Below are 18,639 nucleotides of genomic sequence, written 5' to 3' on the forward strand. Positions count from 1 at the left end.
GGTATAGCTATTCTCTCATTTTTAGAGTTGTTACAGGCTTTAACAAACAGAAATTTATAGATGAAGAACTCCATTTCAAAAAATATCCGTCTGCAGAAAGACATTAAACGATTTTTGTGTATCCTTTCTATATTATCTTTTTTATCTTGCGCTATATCTATTCCTGAAAAGAAAGAAACAAAAAAAGTATCAAAGGTTACATACCGTGAAAGAGGAATAGCATCGTGGTATGGAAAGAAATTTCATGGACGACTTACTGCAAGCGGTGAAGTTTATGATATGTATGGCATAAGTGCGGCACATAAGACACTCCCTTTGGGGACTGTTTGTAAAGTTACAAATTTGAGAAACGGCAGAAGTATTGTTCTAAGAATAAATGACAGAGGTCCCTTTGTAAAAGGAAGAATTATTGATTTGAGTTATGGAGCGGCAAAGAAATTAGGATTTGCCAAAGAAGGATTAACTGAAGTATTGATAGAAGCCAATGTAAAGAAAAAAAGATGGATAGGGGACTATTCAATTCAGGTTGGCTCCTTCATTTATAAGAAAAATGCAGTCCGATTAAAAAATAAACTTGCAAAAAAGTATGGGTCAGCTTTTATAGAAAAATATAACGATGGAAAGAATACTTATTATAGGGTTAAAGTTGGACACTTCAAGACGCCAAATTCAGCTAATAATGTTATGAAGAAGCTTTCAAAAGAGGGATTTGACGCCTTCATTGTTTCAAATAAATAGGATTTCACAATTCGAATTACTATTGCCAGAATTTAAAAGTTGTTCTTTCAACTTTACCTTTTAAGTTTCATTCTCAATCAAGGGTAGAGCTTTATCATCCTTATGTGAGAAAATATTCTTCAAACCTTTGTTATTCTTCCAATTCTATCCTTATAGTTTCTGCATTTTTTACAGTTCTTAGTTGCGATAGGTCACCTTCCAGTTTGCCTACTATATTTACTGCGCTTGCCGGAAGGATTTTTCCGGGAGGCGAAATTGGTGTAGGTCCAAAGAAGAAGCAAAGGGCAGGACCTTCAGGCCAAAAACCGATATCGCCTTCATTCACTTCTTCCTTTGCTGTTTCATCAAGTTTATCATCAATATTTACAGAGAAGTAAATTTCGTCACCCCAAAGGTTTGCCTTTGATTTTATGGGAAGTGCTTTTAAAATTTTTTCTGCTGTTGATGTTTCGTGCAATAATCCGGTTATTGAAAAATTCTCAAATGTAATTTTTATTTTTTTGCTTGCCATAATTATTCTCCTAAAGAAAATAATTTATTATTTTAATTGTTGATATTTAAGAAACATATTTTAAGAATATGTCAAATACTCTATTGAAGAAAAAGGGGAGAATTATATGTCTGCTATTTTAGAAAACTATAAAAAGGTTTTAGATAGAATTGAAAAGAGCGCTATTAAAACAGGTAGAAATCCTTCTGAAATAACTCTTGTGGCTGTTTCTAAAACATTTCCTTTGGAGAAGATTGAAGAAGCCTATGATGCAGGAGCACGGATATTCGGTGAGAATTATATTCAGGAGGCAGTAAAAAAGATTGAATCCTTCACAAAAAAAGTAAGCTGGCATTTTATAGGACATCTTCAAACAAACAAAGTAAAATATGCAGTAGGTAATTTTGATTTCATCGAGGCAGTCGATTCTTTGAAGCTTTGTAAGGAAATCGACAAACGCGCAGGAGTGAAAGGGATAAAGCAAAAGATACTTCTTGAAGTAAATCTTTCAGGAGAAGAAAGCAAATATGGATTTTCAAAAGAGAGTCTCATTGAAGAAATCACCGAGATAGGAAAATTAAGAAATATTTCTGTTGAAGGGCTAATGACAATGCCTCCATTCAGTACAGATCCTGAAGATTCAAGAAGATATTTTATCGAACTGAGAGAATTAAGGGATGAAATAAATTCGATAAATGTTGAAGGCATTGAGATGAAAGAGCTTTCAATGGGAATGTCAAATGATTTTGAAGTCGCCATTGAGGAAGGTGCGACAATTGTAAGAGTGGGAACTCTGATCTTTGGACAAAGAGGATAGAAGTGAAGTCAACAGTTAGTTATTGACCATAATGACATCGTTTCTTTCAACACCAGTTGAAATAATCTTTATTTTACAGCCGGTATATTCTTCAATAAATTCGAGATAGTCTCTGCATTCAGGAGGAAGTTTTGAATATTCAGTTATCCCTTTGATTTCCTTCTTCCACCCTTTGAAAGTTTTGTAAATAGGTTTTATTTTGTTTGCTGCAGACGGATTTGTTGGATAGTCGGTTACTCTTTCTCCATCTATATCGTATGCTATACAGACTTTTATCTCGCTGAAATTGTCAAGGACATCGAGTTTTGTTATTGCAAAGGAATTGATTCCATTTACCCATACAGCATATTTCAGGACAACGAGGTCGAGCCATCCGCAACGCCTTTGCCTCCCCGTAGTGGCTCCAAATTCAGCGCCGATATCACATAATGCATCTCCATCAGCATCATTCAATTCTGTTGGGAAAAAACCTGCACCTACTCTTGTGGTATATGCTTTTGCTATTCCGAGAATGTTATTGATATAACGAGGAGGAATTCCCAATCCTGTCAACACACCGCCCACGGTTGTGTTGGAAGATGTAACAAATGGATAAGTTCCATGGTCGATGTCAAGCATTGTACCCTGAGCGCCTTCAAAGATGATAGACAATCCTTTGTTGATTGCCTCCTTCAAGTAGAGAGAGGCATCTACTATGTGCTTCTCGATTCGCTCTTTGTATTTCATATAATCATCGAAAATCTTTTTTTCCTCTAATGGCGGTTGGTTGTAAAGATTGGTAATTATAAAATTCTTTTCTTCCAAGTTTGCCTTTATCTTTTCCATAAAAATTTTTTCATCGAGAATATCCCAAACACGAATTCCCATTCTGCTTACCTTGTCAGTGTAGGCAGGACCAACACCGCGCATTGTCGTCCCAATTTTAGATTTTCCTTTCTTTGTTTCATTCTGCTGGTCTAAAATCTTGTGATAAGGCATTATGATATGGGCGTTGCCGCTTATTTTGAGATTGTCGTTTATGGTAATCCCCGATTTTTCAATCATAGAGATTTCTTCTTCCATTGTTGCCGGGTCTATTACAACACCATTACCTATGACACACTTTTTCCCTCGATGAAGAATACCGGAAGGAAGAAGATGGAATATAAATTTTTGGTCTCCAATTACAACTGTATGGCCTGCGTTTGGACCTCCCTGATATCTGCAAATGATGTCTGATTTTTCACTTATGAGGTCAACTATCTTGCCTTTCCCTTCATCGCCCCATTGTGAGCCGATTACTAATGTATTTGCCATTCTCGTAATATCCTGATTTATAACTTGACCACCTTAACGCTGAGGGCGTTTGGGAGTTGCTTTATTTTTTCAACAACTGATTCAGGTATTTCATTATCAACATTTACAATGGAAAGAGCTTCTTTTCCGGGTGCTGACCTTCCGAGAATCATTCCTGCTATATTGATGTTTGCTTCGCCCATTATTGTTCCCACTCTTCCTATTACACCGGGTTTGTCATAGTTGGAGAAGACCAACATTGTACCAGCCGCAGGAGCTTCAAGAAAGTATTCTCCAATTTTTACTATTCTTAGCATATTTTGATGAAAAACTGAACCTGCAACAGAATATGCTTCTTTGTCAGTAGTGAGTTTGACTGATATTAGGTTTGCAAATACCTTTTGCTCGCTCAATGTTGTTTCAGCAATCTTTATTCCTCTTTCTTTTGCAAGGAGAAGCGAATTGACAGGATTGGCGCTTTTCAATATCTGCTTCAATACACCCTGTACTATACTTGCTGTAATAGGACTAGTGTTGAGCTCAGTAACTTCACCGCTGTATTCAATGTTGATTTCCTTGAATCTGCCTTCTGCAATCTGAGATACAAAGCTGCCAAGTTTATCTCCTAATTCGATGAAGATGTTGGTCTTTTCTGCGAGTTGCGGTTCAATAGATGGGAAGTTGACAGCATTTCTAATCGTGCCGTTTAGGAGATAATCGGAGATTTGCTCAGCTATTGCTATTGCTACATTTGATTGCGCTTCAACAGTGGAAGCTCCAAGATGAGGTGTGCAGATAACATTTTCATGTTTTACAATGTCTAATTTTTTTGGCGGCTCTTCTTCGAAGACATCGAGCGCCGCACCTGCTACACGCCCATCATTCAGAGCTTCAAGCAGTGCATCTTCATCAACAGTCCCGCCTCTCGAGCAGTTGATAATTCTTACGCCTTTTTTTACTTTTTTAAGGGCTTCCCTTCCTATTATATGTTTTGTTGCTTCATTGAGAGGAGTGTGTATGGTGATGAAATCTGATTTTTCCAAAAGTTCATCGAGATTTACGAGCTGGACATTGAGTTTTTGAGCGCTTTCCTCGGATAGGTAAGGGTCGTATGCTATAACTTTCATCTTCAAGCCATTTGCTCTTGAAGCAACGATAGAACCAATTCTTCCCATCCCTATGATGCCTAAGGTTTTATTGAAAAGTTCGACACCCATAAATTTAGACTTTTCCCATTTTCCTTCTTTCATAGAAGCGCAGGCAAAGGGAATTTTCCTTGCAAGCGACATCATCATAGAAAGGGCATGTTCAGCAGTTGTTACAGTGTTTCCTCCGGGAGTATTCATTACAAGAATACCCTTCGATGTTGCGGCATCTATATCGACATTGTCAACACCGATTCCAGCTCTCCCAATCACTTTGAGATTGTCTGCTTTTTCTATTACATCAGCTTTAACCTTTGTTCTGCTTCTAATTACAAGAGCACTGTATTTTCCAATTTCTTTGATTAAATCTTCATGGCTTATTTCAGGATTGTAATCAACTTCTATCTTCCCGTTTTTCTTGAAAATCTCAATAGCTTCGGGCGAAATTTTATCACTGATTAATACCTTCATTATTCAATTTCCTTTTATTTTTAGTTTCCAAGAATTTCGAGGGCTTTTTGAACGCCTTTCCCCAATTCAACAGGATAACCTAAAGACTTCAAAGTTTGTTCTACAGCGGAGACAGCATTTACTACATCGAATTGGTCAGAATAGCCAAGATGAGCAATCCTAAAAATTTTCCCCTTTAGATGTTCTTGTCCACCGGCAATCGTCATACGATATTTGTTGCGAAGTGTTTTTACAATATCCCCGCCGCTTATTCCTTCAGGAGCTTTGACTGCTGTTACTGCATCACTTGGTTGGTCAGCCAAAAGTTCAAGCCCTAAAGCTTTCATTGCTTCCCTAGTGGCTAAGGCGAGTTTCTGATGGCGTGCAAAAACATTTTCAAGTCCTTCCTCTTTGATTCTTGTCAAGACTTGGTCGAGTCCCATAATCAGTGAGACAGCTGGAGTATATGATGTTTGATTTTTGAGATGATTTTTTCTTTCCTTTTTAAGGTCAAAATAGAACTTTGGAAGATTCGAAGTTTCTGCAAATTTCCATGCTTTGTCGCTCAATGTAATGAAGGCAAGCCCCGGCGGAAGCATAAAGGCTTTTTGTGAGCCGCCTGCAACGACATCGAGATTCCATTCATCAGTTTTTATATCGAAAACACCTATACCTGTTATTCCATCAACTATCAGAATGGTGTTTTCTCTTTGAGCCACAATTTTCCCAAGTGCTTCTACATCGTGCTTTACACCTGTCGATGTTTCAGATGCCTGAACACATACAGCTTTGATTTCCGGGTCTTTTTTGAGATGGTCTTCGACAATCTGTGGATCAACAGCTTTTCCCCATTCGACATCGACTATAATAGGATTTACACCATATGTTTTACATATGAGCCCCCATCTTTCGCCAAACTTTCCTCCGTTTACAACTAATGCCTTGTCTCCAGATGACAATGTATTTACAATTGCGCTTTCCATAGCGCCTGTACCTGATGATGCAAGAACGATAACATCGTTTTTTGTTTGAAATACATATTTTAAGCCTTCTCTTACTCTTTCAAAGAGTTCAGAAAATACGGGTGCTCTATGGTGAATAATCGGTTCAGCCATTCTCAATAAAACATCAGGCGGAACAGGAGTTGGACCGGGTGCCAGCAAATAATCCTTGATAACCATTTTCATCTAATCCTCCACATCCAAAATTTACTGTTTTACTTCATCGATTAGCCAGAATTTTTGAAACTGAAAATGAAAATTATCAGAGCCGTATAACCATGTCAAGAGATAAAGGAATAGCAAAGTATGCTGAAAAATATATCTTATTAATCAATAGGTTATTAGGTCATAAGGGAGATTTGAAATTCAAAATATGCATTTTTTGAAGCAAATGGCAAAAATGTTCAGGATTTCTTCCTTTTTACCCTAAAAAAATATTGCATTGAGATAGCCAATCATTGTATTTTGCTCATTTGAAGTTTAGATAAAAGAAAAGTACTCTTGGTATCAAAAAATTGAGACAGAGAAATTGAAATGAGGTTTTCATTCAAAATAAATGTTTTAGACCGCTACATTTTTAGTGAGATTATTGTCCCCTTTCTTTCTCTTCTGCTCATTTGCACGATGCTCGTTGTTTTGGGGAATCTGGGCACCTTGATGGAATTGCTTATAAATAAGGGTGCGGGGTTTATCAATATGGTGTTGATGATAAGTTATATCGTTCCGCAATTTTTAGGATTCATTATCCCGATTGCCCTTTTTTTCGCTGTAATTTCAGCTATGGTGAGATTGTCATCCGACAGGGAGATAGATGCCTTGAAAGCGTCAGGAATAAGTCTTTACCGCATTGCGAGACCCGTTATATTTTTTTCAGCCATATGCTGGCTTGCCGCTACAATCATTATGACAGATGTAGCACCGCGCGCATATGAGAGATTCAAGGAGCAATCCATTGAAGTTTTGCGCTCGAGCGCAACGATTGGGCTTAAGCCGGTAATGTTTAATGAGATAACAGAGGGGCTTGTCATTTATGCTGAAGATATCGATTCGAATGGGAAGTTAAAGGGAGTGCTGATTTCTGATAGCAGGGATGAGAAGCACAAAAAAGTAATTTTTGCGAGAAAAGGAAAAATTTTGCCTTCATCAGGGGAAGGTTCATATACCAAGATTGCTCTTGAAGATGGCACAATCCATATCAGAGGAGATGTAACTAATGAATATCGAATGCTTCGTTTTGAAGATTTTGATTTTAGAATTGATTTATCGAAACAGATTAACAATACTATGAAGAAATCCTATAGAATGATGTCCGTGAATAGTCTTATTGGGGAGCTTTCCAAATACAATGAAGGTGATAGTGAATATAATACAATCCTTATCAGTTTGAATCAGAAATTTGCAATACCCTTTATGTGTCTTGTATTTGGAATTCTTGGAATCCCCTTTGGAATCATCTTTCAACGAAGCAGCCGTGAGCCGGGATATGTGATATGCATTCTTCTTATGATAATCTTTTTTGTCGTTTTTATGGGCGGCAAACGAATGGGAGAGGAGGGAGTCTTGAATCCGGTAATAAGCACTTGGTTTCCTGATTTAATCTTTTTTGCCATTGGACTATATCTTTTTGAAAGGGTATCGCGAGATAAAAGCTCATGGATACTTGAACTTTCACAGAGAATTTCTGCGGCTATTGAACGGTTCAATGAAAAGATTATCGGACAGAAGGATTTCTGAGTATTTCCTGATAGACCTTTATATGTTTTTCAGCTTCTAATGGAGGCGAGTAGTTTTCTTTGATAAATTTCGATGCCTTTTCACCCATTGAAAGAGCAAGATTTTGATTGGCTAAAAGTGTGGTAATATGCTTTTCCAGTTCATCTAAATTGTTTGCAATAAATCCTGTTTTTTCGTTGGAGATGATTTCAGCGGCAGAGCCCTTGTTAAGTGATATTACAGGAGTGCCGCATGCCATTGATTCAAGTATGGTCCTCATACTGCCGTCATTTCCTTCTTCAAGGACGCAAGCTGCAGTCATAGCACGGTAAGCTTTTGGAAGCTCGTCTTTGAGATAACCTGTGAATATTACAGAATTACTGATATTTAGTTCAACTACAGCCTTTTCCATTCGTTTCTTTTCTTCACCTTTTCCAATCAGTAAAAGCTTTGCTTTGGGGAAATTATTCAAGACCTTTTTGAAGAGTGAAATCAATTCATTATGCCCTCTCCCTTTTTTGAAGCGGGCTACCATTCCAATTATTCCGTCCTCCTTTTTAAGTTTGAATTTGTTGAGAAAGCTATCAGATGAAATGTCTTTGTTGAACCTGCTTGTGTCAACTGATGCATGGATTGATAAGGTTTTTGAAGCCAATGAACTATAGTTTTCTATGAGTTTCGCTTTAAGAATGTCTGAAATACATATGAGCTTTGAATTAAGATTATTATAAAGAATCCTATAATTGCTTCTTTTTACCGTTGATTTGCTGTTATGGAGCGTCCTTATGACAGGTGGTTTTCGTTTCGATAGCATCGAGGCAAAAGCGCTTACCCAATTGTCATGTGAAAGATGCGAGTGGATTATATCGATACCTTTTATATCAATCAGTTTTGCAAGATTGTATACTTCTGACATAAGAGCGAGAGGTGATTTTCCTGAGTAGAGGTCGATGTTTTTATAGAGGCGAAAGCCTTCATTTCTCAATTTGTCAGATAGATTCCCTTTCGATACAGGCGATATTACAGAAACTTTTACTTCATCTTTAGAATTCAATTCCTTAAGAAGGAGAAAAAGCGGTTGCGCGGCGCCTGTAAGGTTTTTCACGCTTATTGTATGAAGAACTTTTATCGGTTTTATTTTCTCCATAGCGATTCAAAGATTGATTCTGACAAAATCAAGATGCCAGTTATTTGCTTTTTTGGCAAGTATATCGCCTTTTGGAGATAAACGGCAAGAGTGTAATAGAAAGGGGTCAGGCTTTAAAGCAATCAGAGGGTAGTTTTAAAATCCTGAACCCCCTTGAAAATCTTAGGTGGCGGCTCTTCCTAAAGCAATGAACATATCACTTGTTGTAACTCCCGGATGACCCTTTTCTTCAGCAACCTTTTCTGCTAAATTTATCAAGCCCTTCATCCTCTCATCATCTACATTCTTGTTCAGAAGCAGAGCTGACATCGAATGAAGAGCATGCTGGCACCAAAGTGAATTGGTCATTGCCTGTACTTTGTCAACACATTCATTCACTTCCTTTTCAACAGCTTGCTCTTCGCATTCTGCTCCAAATACAGGGTCGCACTCGAGACATGCGGCATAGTGAAACATATTCTCTCCTTCTACTGCAGGAGGATTTTCTTCAAGTTTTTTGTATTCTGTATTTACTGCAAGTTCTGCAAATGCAAGGTCATAGAGGACTGTTGTAATTCCGTGAAGACCGTCCGGCTTCTGCAGTTTCTTCTTCAATGAATCAGGACGAACTATTTTATCTGCAAGGGAGGGGTCTTTTGCAATGTCTTCTGCAAGTTTTTGAACCTTTTGCGCTGTTTCTATTGGCACAGTGCCGTCAGCAAGAGCAGAACTAAGATTGAATCTTGCATGACAACACCATTCCATTGTTTCTGTTTTTGCTATTTTAAAACGGCTTGCCCCAGATACGGCTTCAAGACTTTTGCAGGTTTCTCTCAACTTTTTATTACAGCTTTGGCACATATGGATATACTTTAAAGCTCTTTCAGGAATCCATCCCGAGCTTTTTTTCTTCTCGAAGGTAGCAAGACTCTCTTTGTCAAACTGCCTTTCACCTATCTCTTCTCTATATTTGGATAAGCAAGTGGAAGAACAAAAATACTTTTCATTCAATTCCATTGCGTCTTTGATTTTTATTTCTTTACTGCATATAAGACATTTAGTCTCCATATTTGCCTCCTTTAAAAAAAAATTTTTTATGAAGGGTTTATCTTCCTCCTACACTCTTTTTGTTATTTTTCTTGAATAAAAGTGTCAAGATTTAATATGTTAATTTTATGTAAAAGAAATATGGATTTTCAATTTTCCTTCTTTTCCTTTTGAGGCGACCAATAATTCTTTTGAGAATCGATGAAAAAATAGGATACCTTTTTGAAGAAACCGTTTATAGGCGAAAGTCTTTTCTCTAATTCTTGAATATTCCCTTTATTGATTACAATGCGAGGATATAAAAAAGATGTTTTTCTTTTGCTTTCGAGAGAAAATGCCAATTTATAGCCAACTTCTTCCGCAATCTGCAAAAGGGCACTGTTGTAGACTCCCCATGGGAGACTCATTAGTTCGACTCTTGCGGATACAATTTCTTCTATGAGTTCTTTTGACCTTTTCAAATCATTTTTTATTCGTTTAATGTAATTGCTTTCTGATTCCATTGATTCATCATCAGATAGATAATTATTCTTCTCTCTTTTACAAAAGATATGGAGTTTTTTTTCAACCTTCTCCCAATTTGAAGGTAGATTCTTCTCCGCAAGAATCTCTTTACATTTTTCCGATACTCTTCTTAATGATTTTTTTGACGGCAAAAATCTTTTGAAGGCAAGGGATGGATAAAGGCGATATAAAGGCATTCCTGTCACAAGATAATGATTTGCCGCATAGGGCAATGACCAGTGATGAATGAAATCAGGATTATAGAAGGAATGAATCTTATTGTTTGAATAATGGAGTAGGTGGCTGTGGCTATGGGATTGAAATTCAACTATTCCTGATTTTTGCATTTCAATTATGTTGTCAATATTTAGAAAACCACTTTTTTTCTGCTTTTCTATATATTGTTGATGAGCTTTATGAGCATCCAAAACCTCGCCATCGTGATTGCCTATTCTTGAAGTTATCAAAAAAACTGTAATCTTTACTCCATATTTCTTAATCAAAGGAAAAACATATTCATATACATCATAATACCCATCATCGATTGTCATTGCTATTTCTTTGGAGGTTGCTTTTGCATTGTTAATTTTTTCTGGAAGTTCGCTTGCAAATCGAAATGAGTATCCTGAATTCAATAGGAATTTCAAATGTTCTTCAAAACAAGTAGGAGTAATTTTGGAATACTGGCTTATTGAATGATATGTAAGAACAGGAATCATCATTTTTTTTGAAGATTCAAAATTAAAATTTATAAGACATCTCTTTTATTCAATCTTTTACCTCATTGTAGATGTTGATAAGGCAATTCATATGTTTATCAATATCAAAATTTCCTGATTTTGATTTACATCTTTTTGACATCTCTTTTCTAATTTCATCTTTTGCCAATTCATTCATCAAATTTGAAATTTCCACGATATCATCAGGTTTCGAAACTACATATCCTTCACTGCCGTTTTCAATGATTTCAGAAAATCCATTTATGGCTGTTGTAATTACAGGAATCCCATAAGCCATTGCTTCAAGGCATACATTAGAGAAAGGGTCATAATGAGTGGGATGAACTAGTATATCTCCAGATGAATAAATATCCTGCATTTCGTCTGTAATTTTGCCAAGAAAGATAAATCTATCTTCGATCTTTCTTTCTTTCAACAAGGATAAATATCTTTTTTTATTGCCGCCTCCTGCAACTATGACATAGCTTTTATTTTTTATTTCGTCAGGAAGGAATGAATAAGCATTTATCAATTCCTTCAATCCCTTTAAAGAAAAATTTCCTGCGGCGAAAAGATAACACAAAGAATCTTCACCTATATTATGAGCACTCCTAAAAGATTTCCTTCGTTTTTGCCTTTCTTCCTCAGAGACGATATCTATGAGGATGGGATTGTAGAGCACTTCTATTTTTTCTTCTTCAATAAAATATTTTCTTACAAGAAGACTTTTGATTCTCTTTGAAGGAGCAATCAGTTTTCTGAATTTTTTTCTGCTGAATATATTTTTCTCAATGAGTCGAACCATCAAACTGTGAAAACTGAAAGATGATATTCCTCCTCCTTTATTGGAGATATAATCGTTATGTAATCCTCCTCCTAATCTATATATATTGGCGGGAATTGTTTTTCCTGATGATTGAATAATGTCGTATTTCTTGTTTTTCAGGGCTGATGATGAGGTCAATAGAAAAGAGAGAAGAAATGCTGATGCCGGTTTTTTTATTGCACCAATTTTATGGATATGAATACCTTTGATCGGCTCAGTTTCGATTTTAGAAGTATAATAATCAACACAAGCGCCTCGTTTCGACAATTCCTTTGTAATTCTGAAAAGATACTTTTCAGTCCCTCCTACAGTTGAATATTTAGAGTGGACAAAGGCAATCTTCAATCCCTTAGCCGATGAATTATTTATAAGATTCATAGTTTTTCAAAACTTCATAATAAAGATGTTCCGTCCTTAACACTGCTTCATCTAAGTCAAATTCTTTCTCAGCTTTTTTGAGCGCCGCCTGTGAAAGTTTTTGACGAAGAGTTGGATTATCGATTAAAGAGAGAATGCCTTTTTCAATTTCTTCACTTTTTCCTGCCTTGACGAGTATACCTTCTACTTTATCCCTTATTATTTCTCTTATTGGAGGTATATCGGATGCAATGACAGGGATGCCGCAAATCATCGCCTCTTTGATTGCTGAGGGTGAACCTTCACCTTCGATTGTGGGATGTATAAGAATATAGAATCGAGAAATAAGGTTTTCCACATCCTTCCTGAACCCCGCAAATTTTACTCTTTCTTCAATATTTCTTTTTCTGCATTCCAGTTTCAATTCCTTTTTTAGAGGACCTTCACCAACGATAATGAGAAAGACATTTTTTCCCTTTTGAGCAATCTTTTCCACTGCTTCCAAAAGAAGTGAATGTCCCTTGTGCTTTGAAAGATGACTTACTGTGCCGAGTATGAAAGCGTCATTGGGGAGAGAAAATTCTTCTTTTATACTATATGACAAATTTTTTTTTTGAAATCTCTCTTTTTCTATACCACCTCGAATCAATACAATCTTATTTTCATCGACGCCTCCTTTCAAAAGTGAATCCTTGACTGAATTGGATAGCGCAATGATTTTGTCCGCTCCTCTGTTATATTTCATCATTGATAAAACACCACTCTTTAAAGGGAAATCAATTCTTCTCGTGTAAATGTGTGGAATTCCAAAATTTAAGAGTTTTATGAAAAATCCCATAGCAAGCGCGCGTGGATTATGGGTATGAATAATATCGATGGTATTATTGGATATCCATCTCATTATCTTGAAAGCCGCGATAATGTCTGCGTCTGATTTCATTTTTACGGTGAAGAAAGGCACTTTTGCTTTATTGCATTCCTTTTCAATGCCGCTTTCAGGCTGACAGCAGATAATATTTTGATGCCCCCTTTCTATGAGTTTCTTTGACAAAAGAAGAGTCTGCATTTCGCCGCCTCTATATTCCTTTTCAGCGTTGATGTGAAGAATTCTAAGTTTTTTTGCTTCTTCTTTCTCTTTCATTCAATTCCCATAATTTTGCATATTTTAAAAACTCCGAAAATACCGTAGCCATAGAAATCATAATTCCTCTACTTCCATCAAGAAAAGCTCCTTTTATGATAAGCTTTTTGAATATAGTAATGAAGGGGAGAAGAAGGAGATGATAAAAGCGGCATTGTTTCTTTTTTGAATAATACTCCTTTGCGCCTATAGATGAAAAATAATCAATTTGTGAAAAGTGCTGTGTTAGATTTTTGTAGGTGTAATGGATAATAGGATTTTTCAAATATCCTTTTTTCCCTTCAAGGGAAATGCTGTCATGAGGATTGATTCCATCCCATTTGGCATACTCTTTCTTGAAAAGTCGAAGTTTGTAATCAGGATTCCATCCGCTGTGATTTATCTTTTTCCCCAAATAATAGTTTTCACGCTTAATAAAATATCCATTACAGGAAGAAGGCGAATTGATTGTCTCAATTATTTCATTCTTTAATCCATTACTTATCCTTTCATCTGCATCTAATGAAATAATCCATTCGTAATTTGTAAGAGAAAGGGCAAAGTTTTTTTGCTCGATATGTCCTGAGAAGACTTTTTGATAGATTTTGGATGTATATCTTTTTGCTATTTCTACAGTATTGTCGTTGCTGAATGAATCAACTATGATTATTTCATCTGTCCATAAAAGGGATTTTAGGCATTCTTCAATATTTTCTTCTTCATTAAAGGTAATTACGACAGCGCTTATCTTTTTATTTTTGCCTGTCACTTAACACTTGGCACTAAACATTAAAATGAAAAATCAACTATTCCAGCTTTTTTGCCTCTTCAGGAAGCATAATTGGAATATCGTCTTTGATTTCGTAGAGAAGCTTACAATTGTCGCATATCAAACCGTCTTCCGACTCATTCAAATGAATGTCTCCCTTGCATTGGGGGCATGCAAGAATATCGAGCAATTCTTTGTCTAATGCCATAACAAGCTCCTTTTATAACAATTTCTTTTGATTTGTTTTTTTTATGCTTTCAAGAATCTCCGTTGAGGAATGGTTTTTTTCGTCTCCAACGATTGCAATTCTTCCTCCATAGCTTTTGACTGTTTCTCTTTCAGGCACTGTATCGACTGTATAATCAGTCCCTTTTGCATGCACATCGGGTTTCAAGGCTAAAAGTATGTTTACTACATTAGTTTCCTCGAAATATGTTACAAAGTCAACACACTCTATTGCAGAGATTATTTCCATTCTTTCATTTAAAGGAATTATAGGCCTGCCTTTCCCTTTAAGCGCCTCAGACGAAGAATCGCTGTTGAGGGCGGTAATAAGAATATCGCCTTCTTTTTTTGCGCCCATAAGATATCTTATATGGCCTACATGAAGAATGTCAAAACATCCATTTGAAAGGACTATGGTTTTCCCTTCTGCACGAAGTTTTGACACGATATCCTTCAATTCATCAAGGGTTTTTATCTTTTCTTTAGACATTTTATTTTTGGAGTCGCTTCTACATCCTTGATAGCGGCAAGCAATTCAGCTTTTGTTACTGTTGCGGTGCCGCTTTTCATTACTACAATTCCTCCTGCATAGTTTGAAATCATCATTGCTTCCCTAAAGGTTGCGCCGCTTGCAAGGGCAAGAGTGAAAGCGCTTATTACTGTGTCTCCAGCACCAGTTACATCGGATATCTCATCCTTTCCATAGACATCGATGCTTGTTATTGTGCCATTCTTTTCAAAAAGAGACATCCCGCGCCTTCCTCTTGTGATAAGCAAAGCATCAGGGTTTGTAATGTCAAATAGCGCATTTCCGCATTTTATAAGACTTTCATCGTCGTCTCCAATGGCAATGCCCGTTGTCCGCGATGCCTCGACTTCATTTGGAGTCAGAGCTGTAATATTTTTAAATCTGTTGAATCTGAATCTTGAATCAACTGTGATTATAGTTTCTTTTTTTTCTGCTAAGGAATTGATGTATTCTATCAATCTTTCTGATATAACTCCCAAATTGTAATCAGAAATGATTAGAGCATCCAAATTTGGCAATTCCTTTTTGATTCTTCCAATAAGTTTCGCTTCAATGGAATCGCTGATGAAATATCTGCTTTCCCTATCTATTCTTATTACCTGTTGTTTTGCCGTATGATGCCCTCCGGCAAGTATTCTTGTTTTTCTTGCTGTCGTTCTTTTTTTGTCTTTTAAAAGGTTGCTTGTGTTTATGCCTTTGCTTCGAAATTGTTTGAGAAGAATCTTTCCTGTGTCATCGTCTCCAATTACACCGAAAGGGATAACTTCACAGCCGAGTGCATTTAGATTGTTGCAGGCATTTCCGCATCCTCCGGGAAAGATGTCTCCGTGGTCGTATTTCAAAATTAACACCGGGGCTTCACGGGAAACTCTGTCAGTTGCACCGTAAATATACTCATCTGCAATAAAATCACCGACTGCCCCAATCCTTTTTTTGGAAAAGCGATTGAGAATTTTCTTTAAAGAATCTTTTTTAATCATTTTTTATCTCACTCAATATCCATTCTACTGCGTCATATATGTCATCTGCAATAAAATCAGGATTAATCTTTTGCATTTTGTCTGTGCAAATTTCTCCTTCTCCATATCCTGTTTTTACTACCACTGACTTTGCTTTGACCTTTTTTGCAAGCTCTACATCTGAAATTTTATCACCGATTACGAAAGATTGTGACAGGTCAAGATTGAAATCTTTTGCCGCCTTTTGAAGCATTCCCGGCAATGGTTTACGGCAGTTGCACTTTTTCCTGTATGGCGGTTTTCCCACAGAAGGATGGTGACAGCAGTAATAAATGCCGTCAAGATGTGCTCCTTCCATCTCAAGCAGGAATTCAAGGCGCTTTAAAGTTGCTTTTAGAGTTTTTTCATCGAAATATCCTCTTGCTATGCCTGCCTGATTGGTAGCAAGAATTGCGAGAATACCATTTTCATTTATTTTTTTTATAGCCCTTCCACAACGAGGAAGTAGAGTCAACCTGTTGGGATCATTGATATATCCTCCTTCCACCGTCATTGTGCCATCGCGGTCTATAAAAACAGCCCGTTTTCTTGTCTTCATTCCTCTATTCCTTGTATAAATATCCTTTTTAAAATTTACATTTTTCTATCATATTACGCTTTCATCTTCCACAATATCCTTATTTTCTCCAAATTATCTTTGAAAGAAGGCAATTAGATGAATCATTGCTTATGAGAGGAAATTAAAGTTTGGTTCTATTTTGTTTTGGATTCAAATCCAAAGTGCTGATAATCTTATCACAGGCATCGACAACATCCTTCACCTCTATTGATTCTATACATTCAGGTTTCCCGCTTGGCGCAGGCGAACATTCTTTGAAAAACCTCTGTTTACAGGGACGGCATTGAAATTCTTTTTTAACCTGTATATAAAGTTCAGGTTTTGTGTAGGGATGAGTCTTGTGATGGTTGCCAGGACCAAAAATCACAACAATAGGCGTTTTCAGTGCAGAGGCAATATGCATAGGCCCACTGTCATTTCCTATGAAAATTGATGCTTTTTCAATTATTGCCGCTGTTTGACAAATAGATAATTTCCCTGCCATATCGAATATTTCCCCTTTTACAAGAGATTTTACCTTATTCGTGTCCTCTATATCATCTTTGCTTCCGCTTAAAATTACAGCGGCATCATATTTTTCGATAAGATATCTGCATACTTGTGCATATCTTTCAAGATGCCACTGTCTCTCCTTTGTTGAAGTGCCTGTATGTATGATAGCTGTCAATTTATTCGAAAGATTATTTTCTTTGAAAAAGGATTCTGCAAATTCTTTATCCTTTTTGCTTAGTTCGAGCCTTAATTCATCATCATCAACATCAATGCCAATATTTTTTATCAAATTGGAGAAATATTCGACTTCATGCATTTCCTCCAAGTTGGATGGCAGAGGTACAGCTTGTGTCAGAAGAAGGCTTCTTCCGTCTGTCGCATATCCTATGCGGGTGGGGATCTTCATAAGGAAAACCTCGAGTGCTGATTCAAAGGAATTGGTAAAGAGTATTGCCGCATCAAAATTTTCCCTGCCACATTCTTTTAACAACTTCAGTTTCCTTGCTTTATCAAGACCTTTTGCAGGATGCGGGATAGTGATATAGTTGTCTGCTAAGCCGCACTCTTTCAGAATAGTCGTTATGCTTTCCTTTGCGCCTATTGTAATATGTGCTTCTTTGAAAAATTCTCTAAGTGCCTTGAGCGCAGGCAGTGTCATCACTGCATCGCCAATCCAGTTTGATTCGCGGATAAAAAGTTTTTTAACTTTGTCTTTTTTCAGCATTTATATGCCTTCTGATTTTTCTCATTCTTCGTTCTTTTTCTGTTTCATTCTTTTTAGGCTTAGTTTTCCATCTTCTATGTACCCAAAACCATTGTCCCGGATATTTTCTGATTATAGCTTCAAGACTCTTTGTAAGAGCTTGTGTTATCTTGAATATTTCATCATCTCTGTTGTTGTCAGTGTTAGGTATGATTGGCTTCTCAAGCTTCATTACAAATTTATTTTTTCCTTCTCTTACAGTGTAAATCGGGATGATTGCCGCTTCTGTCCTTATTGCGATTATGGCAGGAGCAAAGCTTGTGCATGCCTCTTTGCCAAAAAAATCGACAAAGATTCCTTCTCGCCTTTTTACATTTTGGTCATGTAAAGTGCCAAGCGCTTCTCCACTTTTGAGTATTTTTACCATTGATTTGAGGGCATTTTTTTTCTTTATGATTCTGTTGCCTGAGTAAGTCCTAAAATAACTGACTATGCCATCAAGTATATCGCTGTCTAATGGGCGGGCAACGATATGCAATGGCTTGTGCCATAAGGCAAAACAGTGGGGCATAATTTCCCAGCTTCCGAAATGGCCAGTGCAGAAGAGGACTCCTTTGCCTCTTTTATATGCCTCTTCAAAATATTCTAAATTTTCAAATCTAATGAATTTATGTAGATTTTTTTTCTTTATCCGGGGGATTCTGCACATCTCCACAAAGGTTAGGAACATATTTCTGAAAGATTCATAGGCACTTTTTTTTATCTCTTTTTCCGACATTTCATTTCGAAATGCAGACCTAATATTTTCCATCGCCCTTATCCGATGCTTTTTGTCAACTATGAAGGTTATATAGGCGAAAAATGAGAAGAGATAGTACACGAGAGTTGATGGCAGAAGTCCAATAAAGCGTACTATGTATAGGACCGTTTTTTGTAGAATTTTTTTCATAACCGAAAAATTTATCACGAAAATGAAATTTGTGAAACTTATATACTGATATATTCCATATCTCAA

At 36.7% G+C, this 18,639-nt stretch carries 19 protein-coding genes; 3 read left to right on the forward strand and 16 right to left on the reverse strand.

Annotated elements, in window-relative coordinates:
- The first annotated feature begins 60 nt into the window (after positions 1-60).
- Positions 61-738, forward strand: coding sequence for a septal ring lytic transglycosylase RlpA family protein (locus D6734_00510; GenBank protein RMF98294.1), 678 nt, complete (start codon positions 61-63; stop codon positions 736-738).
- Positions 739-868: 130 nt separating this feature from the next.
- On the opposite strand, the gene D6734_00515 is transcribed toward D6734_00510, so the two are convergent.
- Positions 869-1,249 (reverse strand): hypothetical protein, encoded by a 381-nt coding sequence (locus D6734_00515; protein ID RMF98295.1) that lies wholly within the window; start codon positions 1,247-1,249, stop codon positions 869-871.
- A 106-nt stretch (positions 1,250-1,355) separates the two neighbouring features.
- Between D6734_00515 and D6734_00520 the strand changes: the two genes are divergently transcribed.
- A complete protein-coding gene (locus tag D6734_00520) occupies positions 1,356-2,045 on the forward strand; it encodes a YggS family pyridoxal phosphate-dependent enzyme (GenBank protein RMF98296.1) in 690 nt (229 codons plus the stop codon).
- A 15-nt stretch (positions 2,046-2,060) separates the two neighbouring features.
- Here D6734_00520 and D6734_00525 read toward each other — a convergent pair whose 3' ends face one another.
- Genes D6734_00525 through D6734_00535 form a run of 3 tightly spaced genes read right to left on the reverse strand, consistent with a single transcriptional unit; the run spans position 2,061 to position 6,096 of the window.
- Positions 2,061-3,341, reverse strand: coding sequence for an adenylosuccinate synthase (locus tag D6734_00525; GenBank protein ID RMF98297.1), 1,281 nt, complete (start codon positions 3,339-3,341; stop codon positions 2,061-2,063).
- Between the two features lie 17 nt (positions 3,342-3,358).
- Positions 3,359-4,936 carry a phosphoglycerate dehydrogenase gene (locus D6734_00530; GenBank protein ID RMF98298.1) on the reverse strand — a complete coding sequence of 526 codons (1,578 nt, stop codon included), beginning with the start codon at positions 4,934-4,936 and terminating at the stop codon, positions 3,359-3,361.
- Positions 4,937-4,956: 20 nt separating this feature from the next.
- Positions 4,957-6,096, reverse strand: coding sequence for an alanine--glyoxylate aminotransferase family protein (locus tag D6734_00535; GenBank protein RMF98312.1), 1,140 nt, complete (start codon positions 6,094-6,096; stop codon positions 4,957-4,959).
- A gap of 354 nt (positions 6,097-6,450) precedes the next feature.
- Between D6734_00535 and lptF the strand changes: the two genes are divergently transcribed.
- Positions 6,451-7,650: an LPS export ABC transporter permease LptF gene (gene lptF / locus D6734_00540; protein RMF98299.1), complete on the forward strand. Its 1,200-nt coding sequence runs from the start codon at positions 6,451-6,453 to the stop codon at positions 7,648-7,650.
- Here the strand turns inward: lptF and D6734_00545 are convergent.
- The 12 genes from D6734_00545 to D6734_00600 all read right to left on the reverse strand — a co-directional run bounded on the left by D6734_00545 (position 7,628) and on the right by D6734_00600 (position 18,639).
- Positions 7,628-8,776: a glycosyltransferase family 1 protein gene (locus D6734_00545; GenBank protein RMF98300.1), complete on the reverse strand. Its 1,149-nt coding sequence runs from the start codon at positions 8,774-8,776 to the stop codon at positions 7,628-7,630. The two genes, lptF and D6734_00545, sit on opposite strands and share 23 nt — an antisense overlap.
- A gap of 162 nt (positions 8,777-8,938) precedes the next feature.
- Positions 8,939-9,823 carry a hypothetical protein gene (locus tag D6734_00550; protein ID RMF98301.1) on the reverse strand — a complete coding sequence of 295 codons (885 nt, stop codon included), beginning with the start codon at positions 9,821-9,823 and terminating at the stop codon, positions 8,939-8,941.
- A 128-nt stretch (positions 9,824-9,951) separates the two neighbouring features.
- Positions 9,952-11,028: a polysaccharide deacetylase family protein gene (locus D6734_00555; protein ID RMF98302.1), complete on the reverse strand. Its 1,077-nt coding sequence runs from the start codon at positions 11,026-11,028 to the stop codon at positions 9,952-9,954.
- 46 nt (positions 11,029-11,074) lie between these two features.
- The gene (locus tag D6734_00560; protein ID RMF98303.1) at positions 11,075-12,229 is read right to left on the reverse strand and encodes a glycosyltransferase family 1 protein; all 1,155 of its coding nucleotides are present in this window, start codon (positions 12,227-12,229) and stop codon (positions 11,075-11,077) included.
- On the reverse strand, positions 12,213-13,349 hold the full coding sequence (locus D6734_00565) for a glycosyltransferase family 1 protein (protein ID RMF98304.1): 1,137 nt from the start codon (positions 13,347-13,349) through the stop codon (positions 12,213-12,215). Before D6734_00565 ends, D6734_00560 begins: the two co-directional genes overlap by 17 nt.
- Positions 13,318-14,097 (reverse strand): glycosyltransferase family 2 protein, encoded by a 780-nt coding sequence (locus D6734_00570; GenBank protein RMF98305.1) that lies wholly within the window; start codon positions 14,095-14,097, stop codon positions 13,318-13,320. Before D6734_00570 ends, D6734_00565 begins: the two co-directional genes overlap by 32 nt.
- A gap of 37 nt (positions 14,098-14,134) precedes the next feature.
- Positions 14,135-14,305 (reverse strand): Trm112 family protein, encoded by a 171-nt coding sequence (locus tag D6734_00575; GenBank protein RMF98306.1) that lies wholly within the window; start codon positions 14,303-14,305, stop codon positions 14,135-14,137.
- Positions 14,306-14,317: 12 nt separating this feature from the next.
- Positions 14,318-14,812, reverse strand: a complete 495-nt coding sequence (locus tag D6734_00580; protein RMF98307.1) for a D-glycero-beta-D-manno-heptose 1-phosphate adenylyltransferase — start codon at positions 14,810-14,812, stop codon at positions 14,318-14,320.
- The gene (locus D6734_00585; GenBank protein RMF98308.1) at positions 14,794-15,831 is read right to left on the reverse strand and encodes a hypothetical protein; all 1,038 of its coding nucleotides are present in this window, start codon (positions 15,829-15,831) and stop codon (positions 14,794-14,796) included. Before D6734_00585 ends, D6734_00580 begins: the two co-directional genes overlap by 19 nt.
- On the reverse strand, positions 15,824-16,408 hold the full coding sequence (locus tag D6734_00590; GenBank protein ID RMF98309.1) for an HAD-IIIA family hydrolase: 585 nt from the start codon (positions 16,406-16,408) through the stop codon (positions 15,824-15,826). Before D6734_00590 ends, D6734_00585 begins: the two co-directional genes overlap by 8 nt.
- Before the next feature lie 142 nt (positions 16,409-16,550).
- Entirely contained in the window at positions 16,551-17,645 is a 1,095-nt protein-coding gene (gene waaF, locus D6734_00595) for a lipopolysaccharide heptosyltransferase II (GenBank protein RMF98310.1), read from the reverse strand.
- The gene (locus tag D6734_00600; protein RMF98311.1) at positions 17,623-18,639 is read right to left on the reverse strand and encodes a hypothetical protein; all 1,017 of its coding nucleotides are present in this window, start codon (positions 18,637-18,639) and stop codon (positions 17,623-17,625) included. The genes waaF and D6734_00600 overlap by 23 nt, the downstream gene beginning before the upstream one ends.

The organism is Candidatus Schekmanbacteria bacterium (assembly GCA_003695725.1).
In the GTDB taxonomy this organism is placed as follows: Bacteria; Schekmanbacteria; GWA2-38-11; order GWA2-38-11; family J061; genus J061.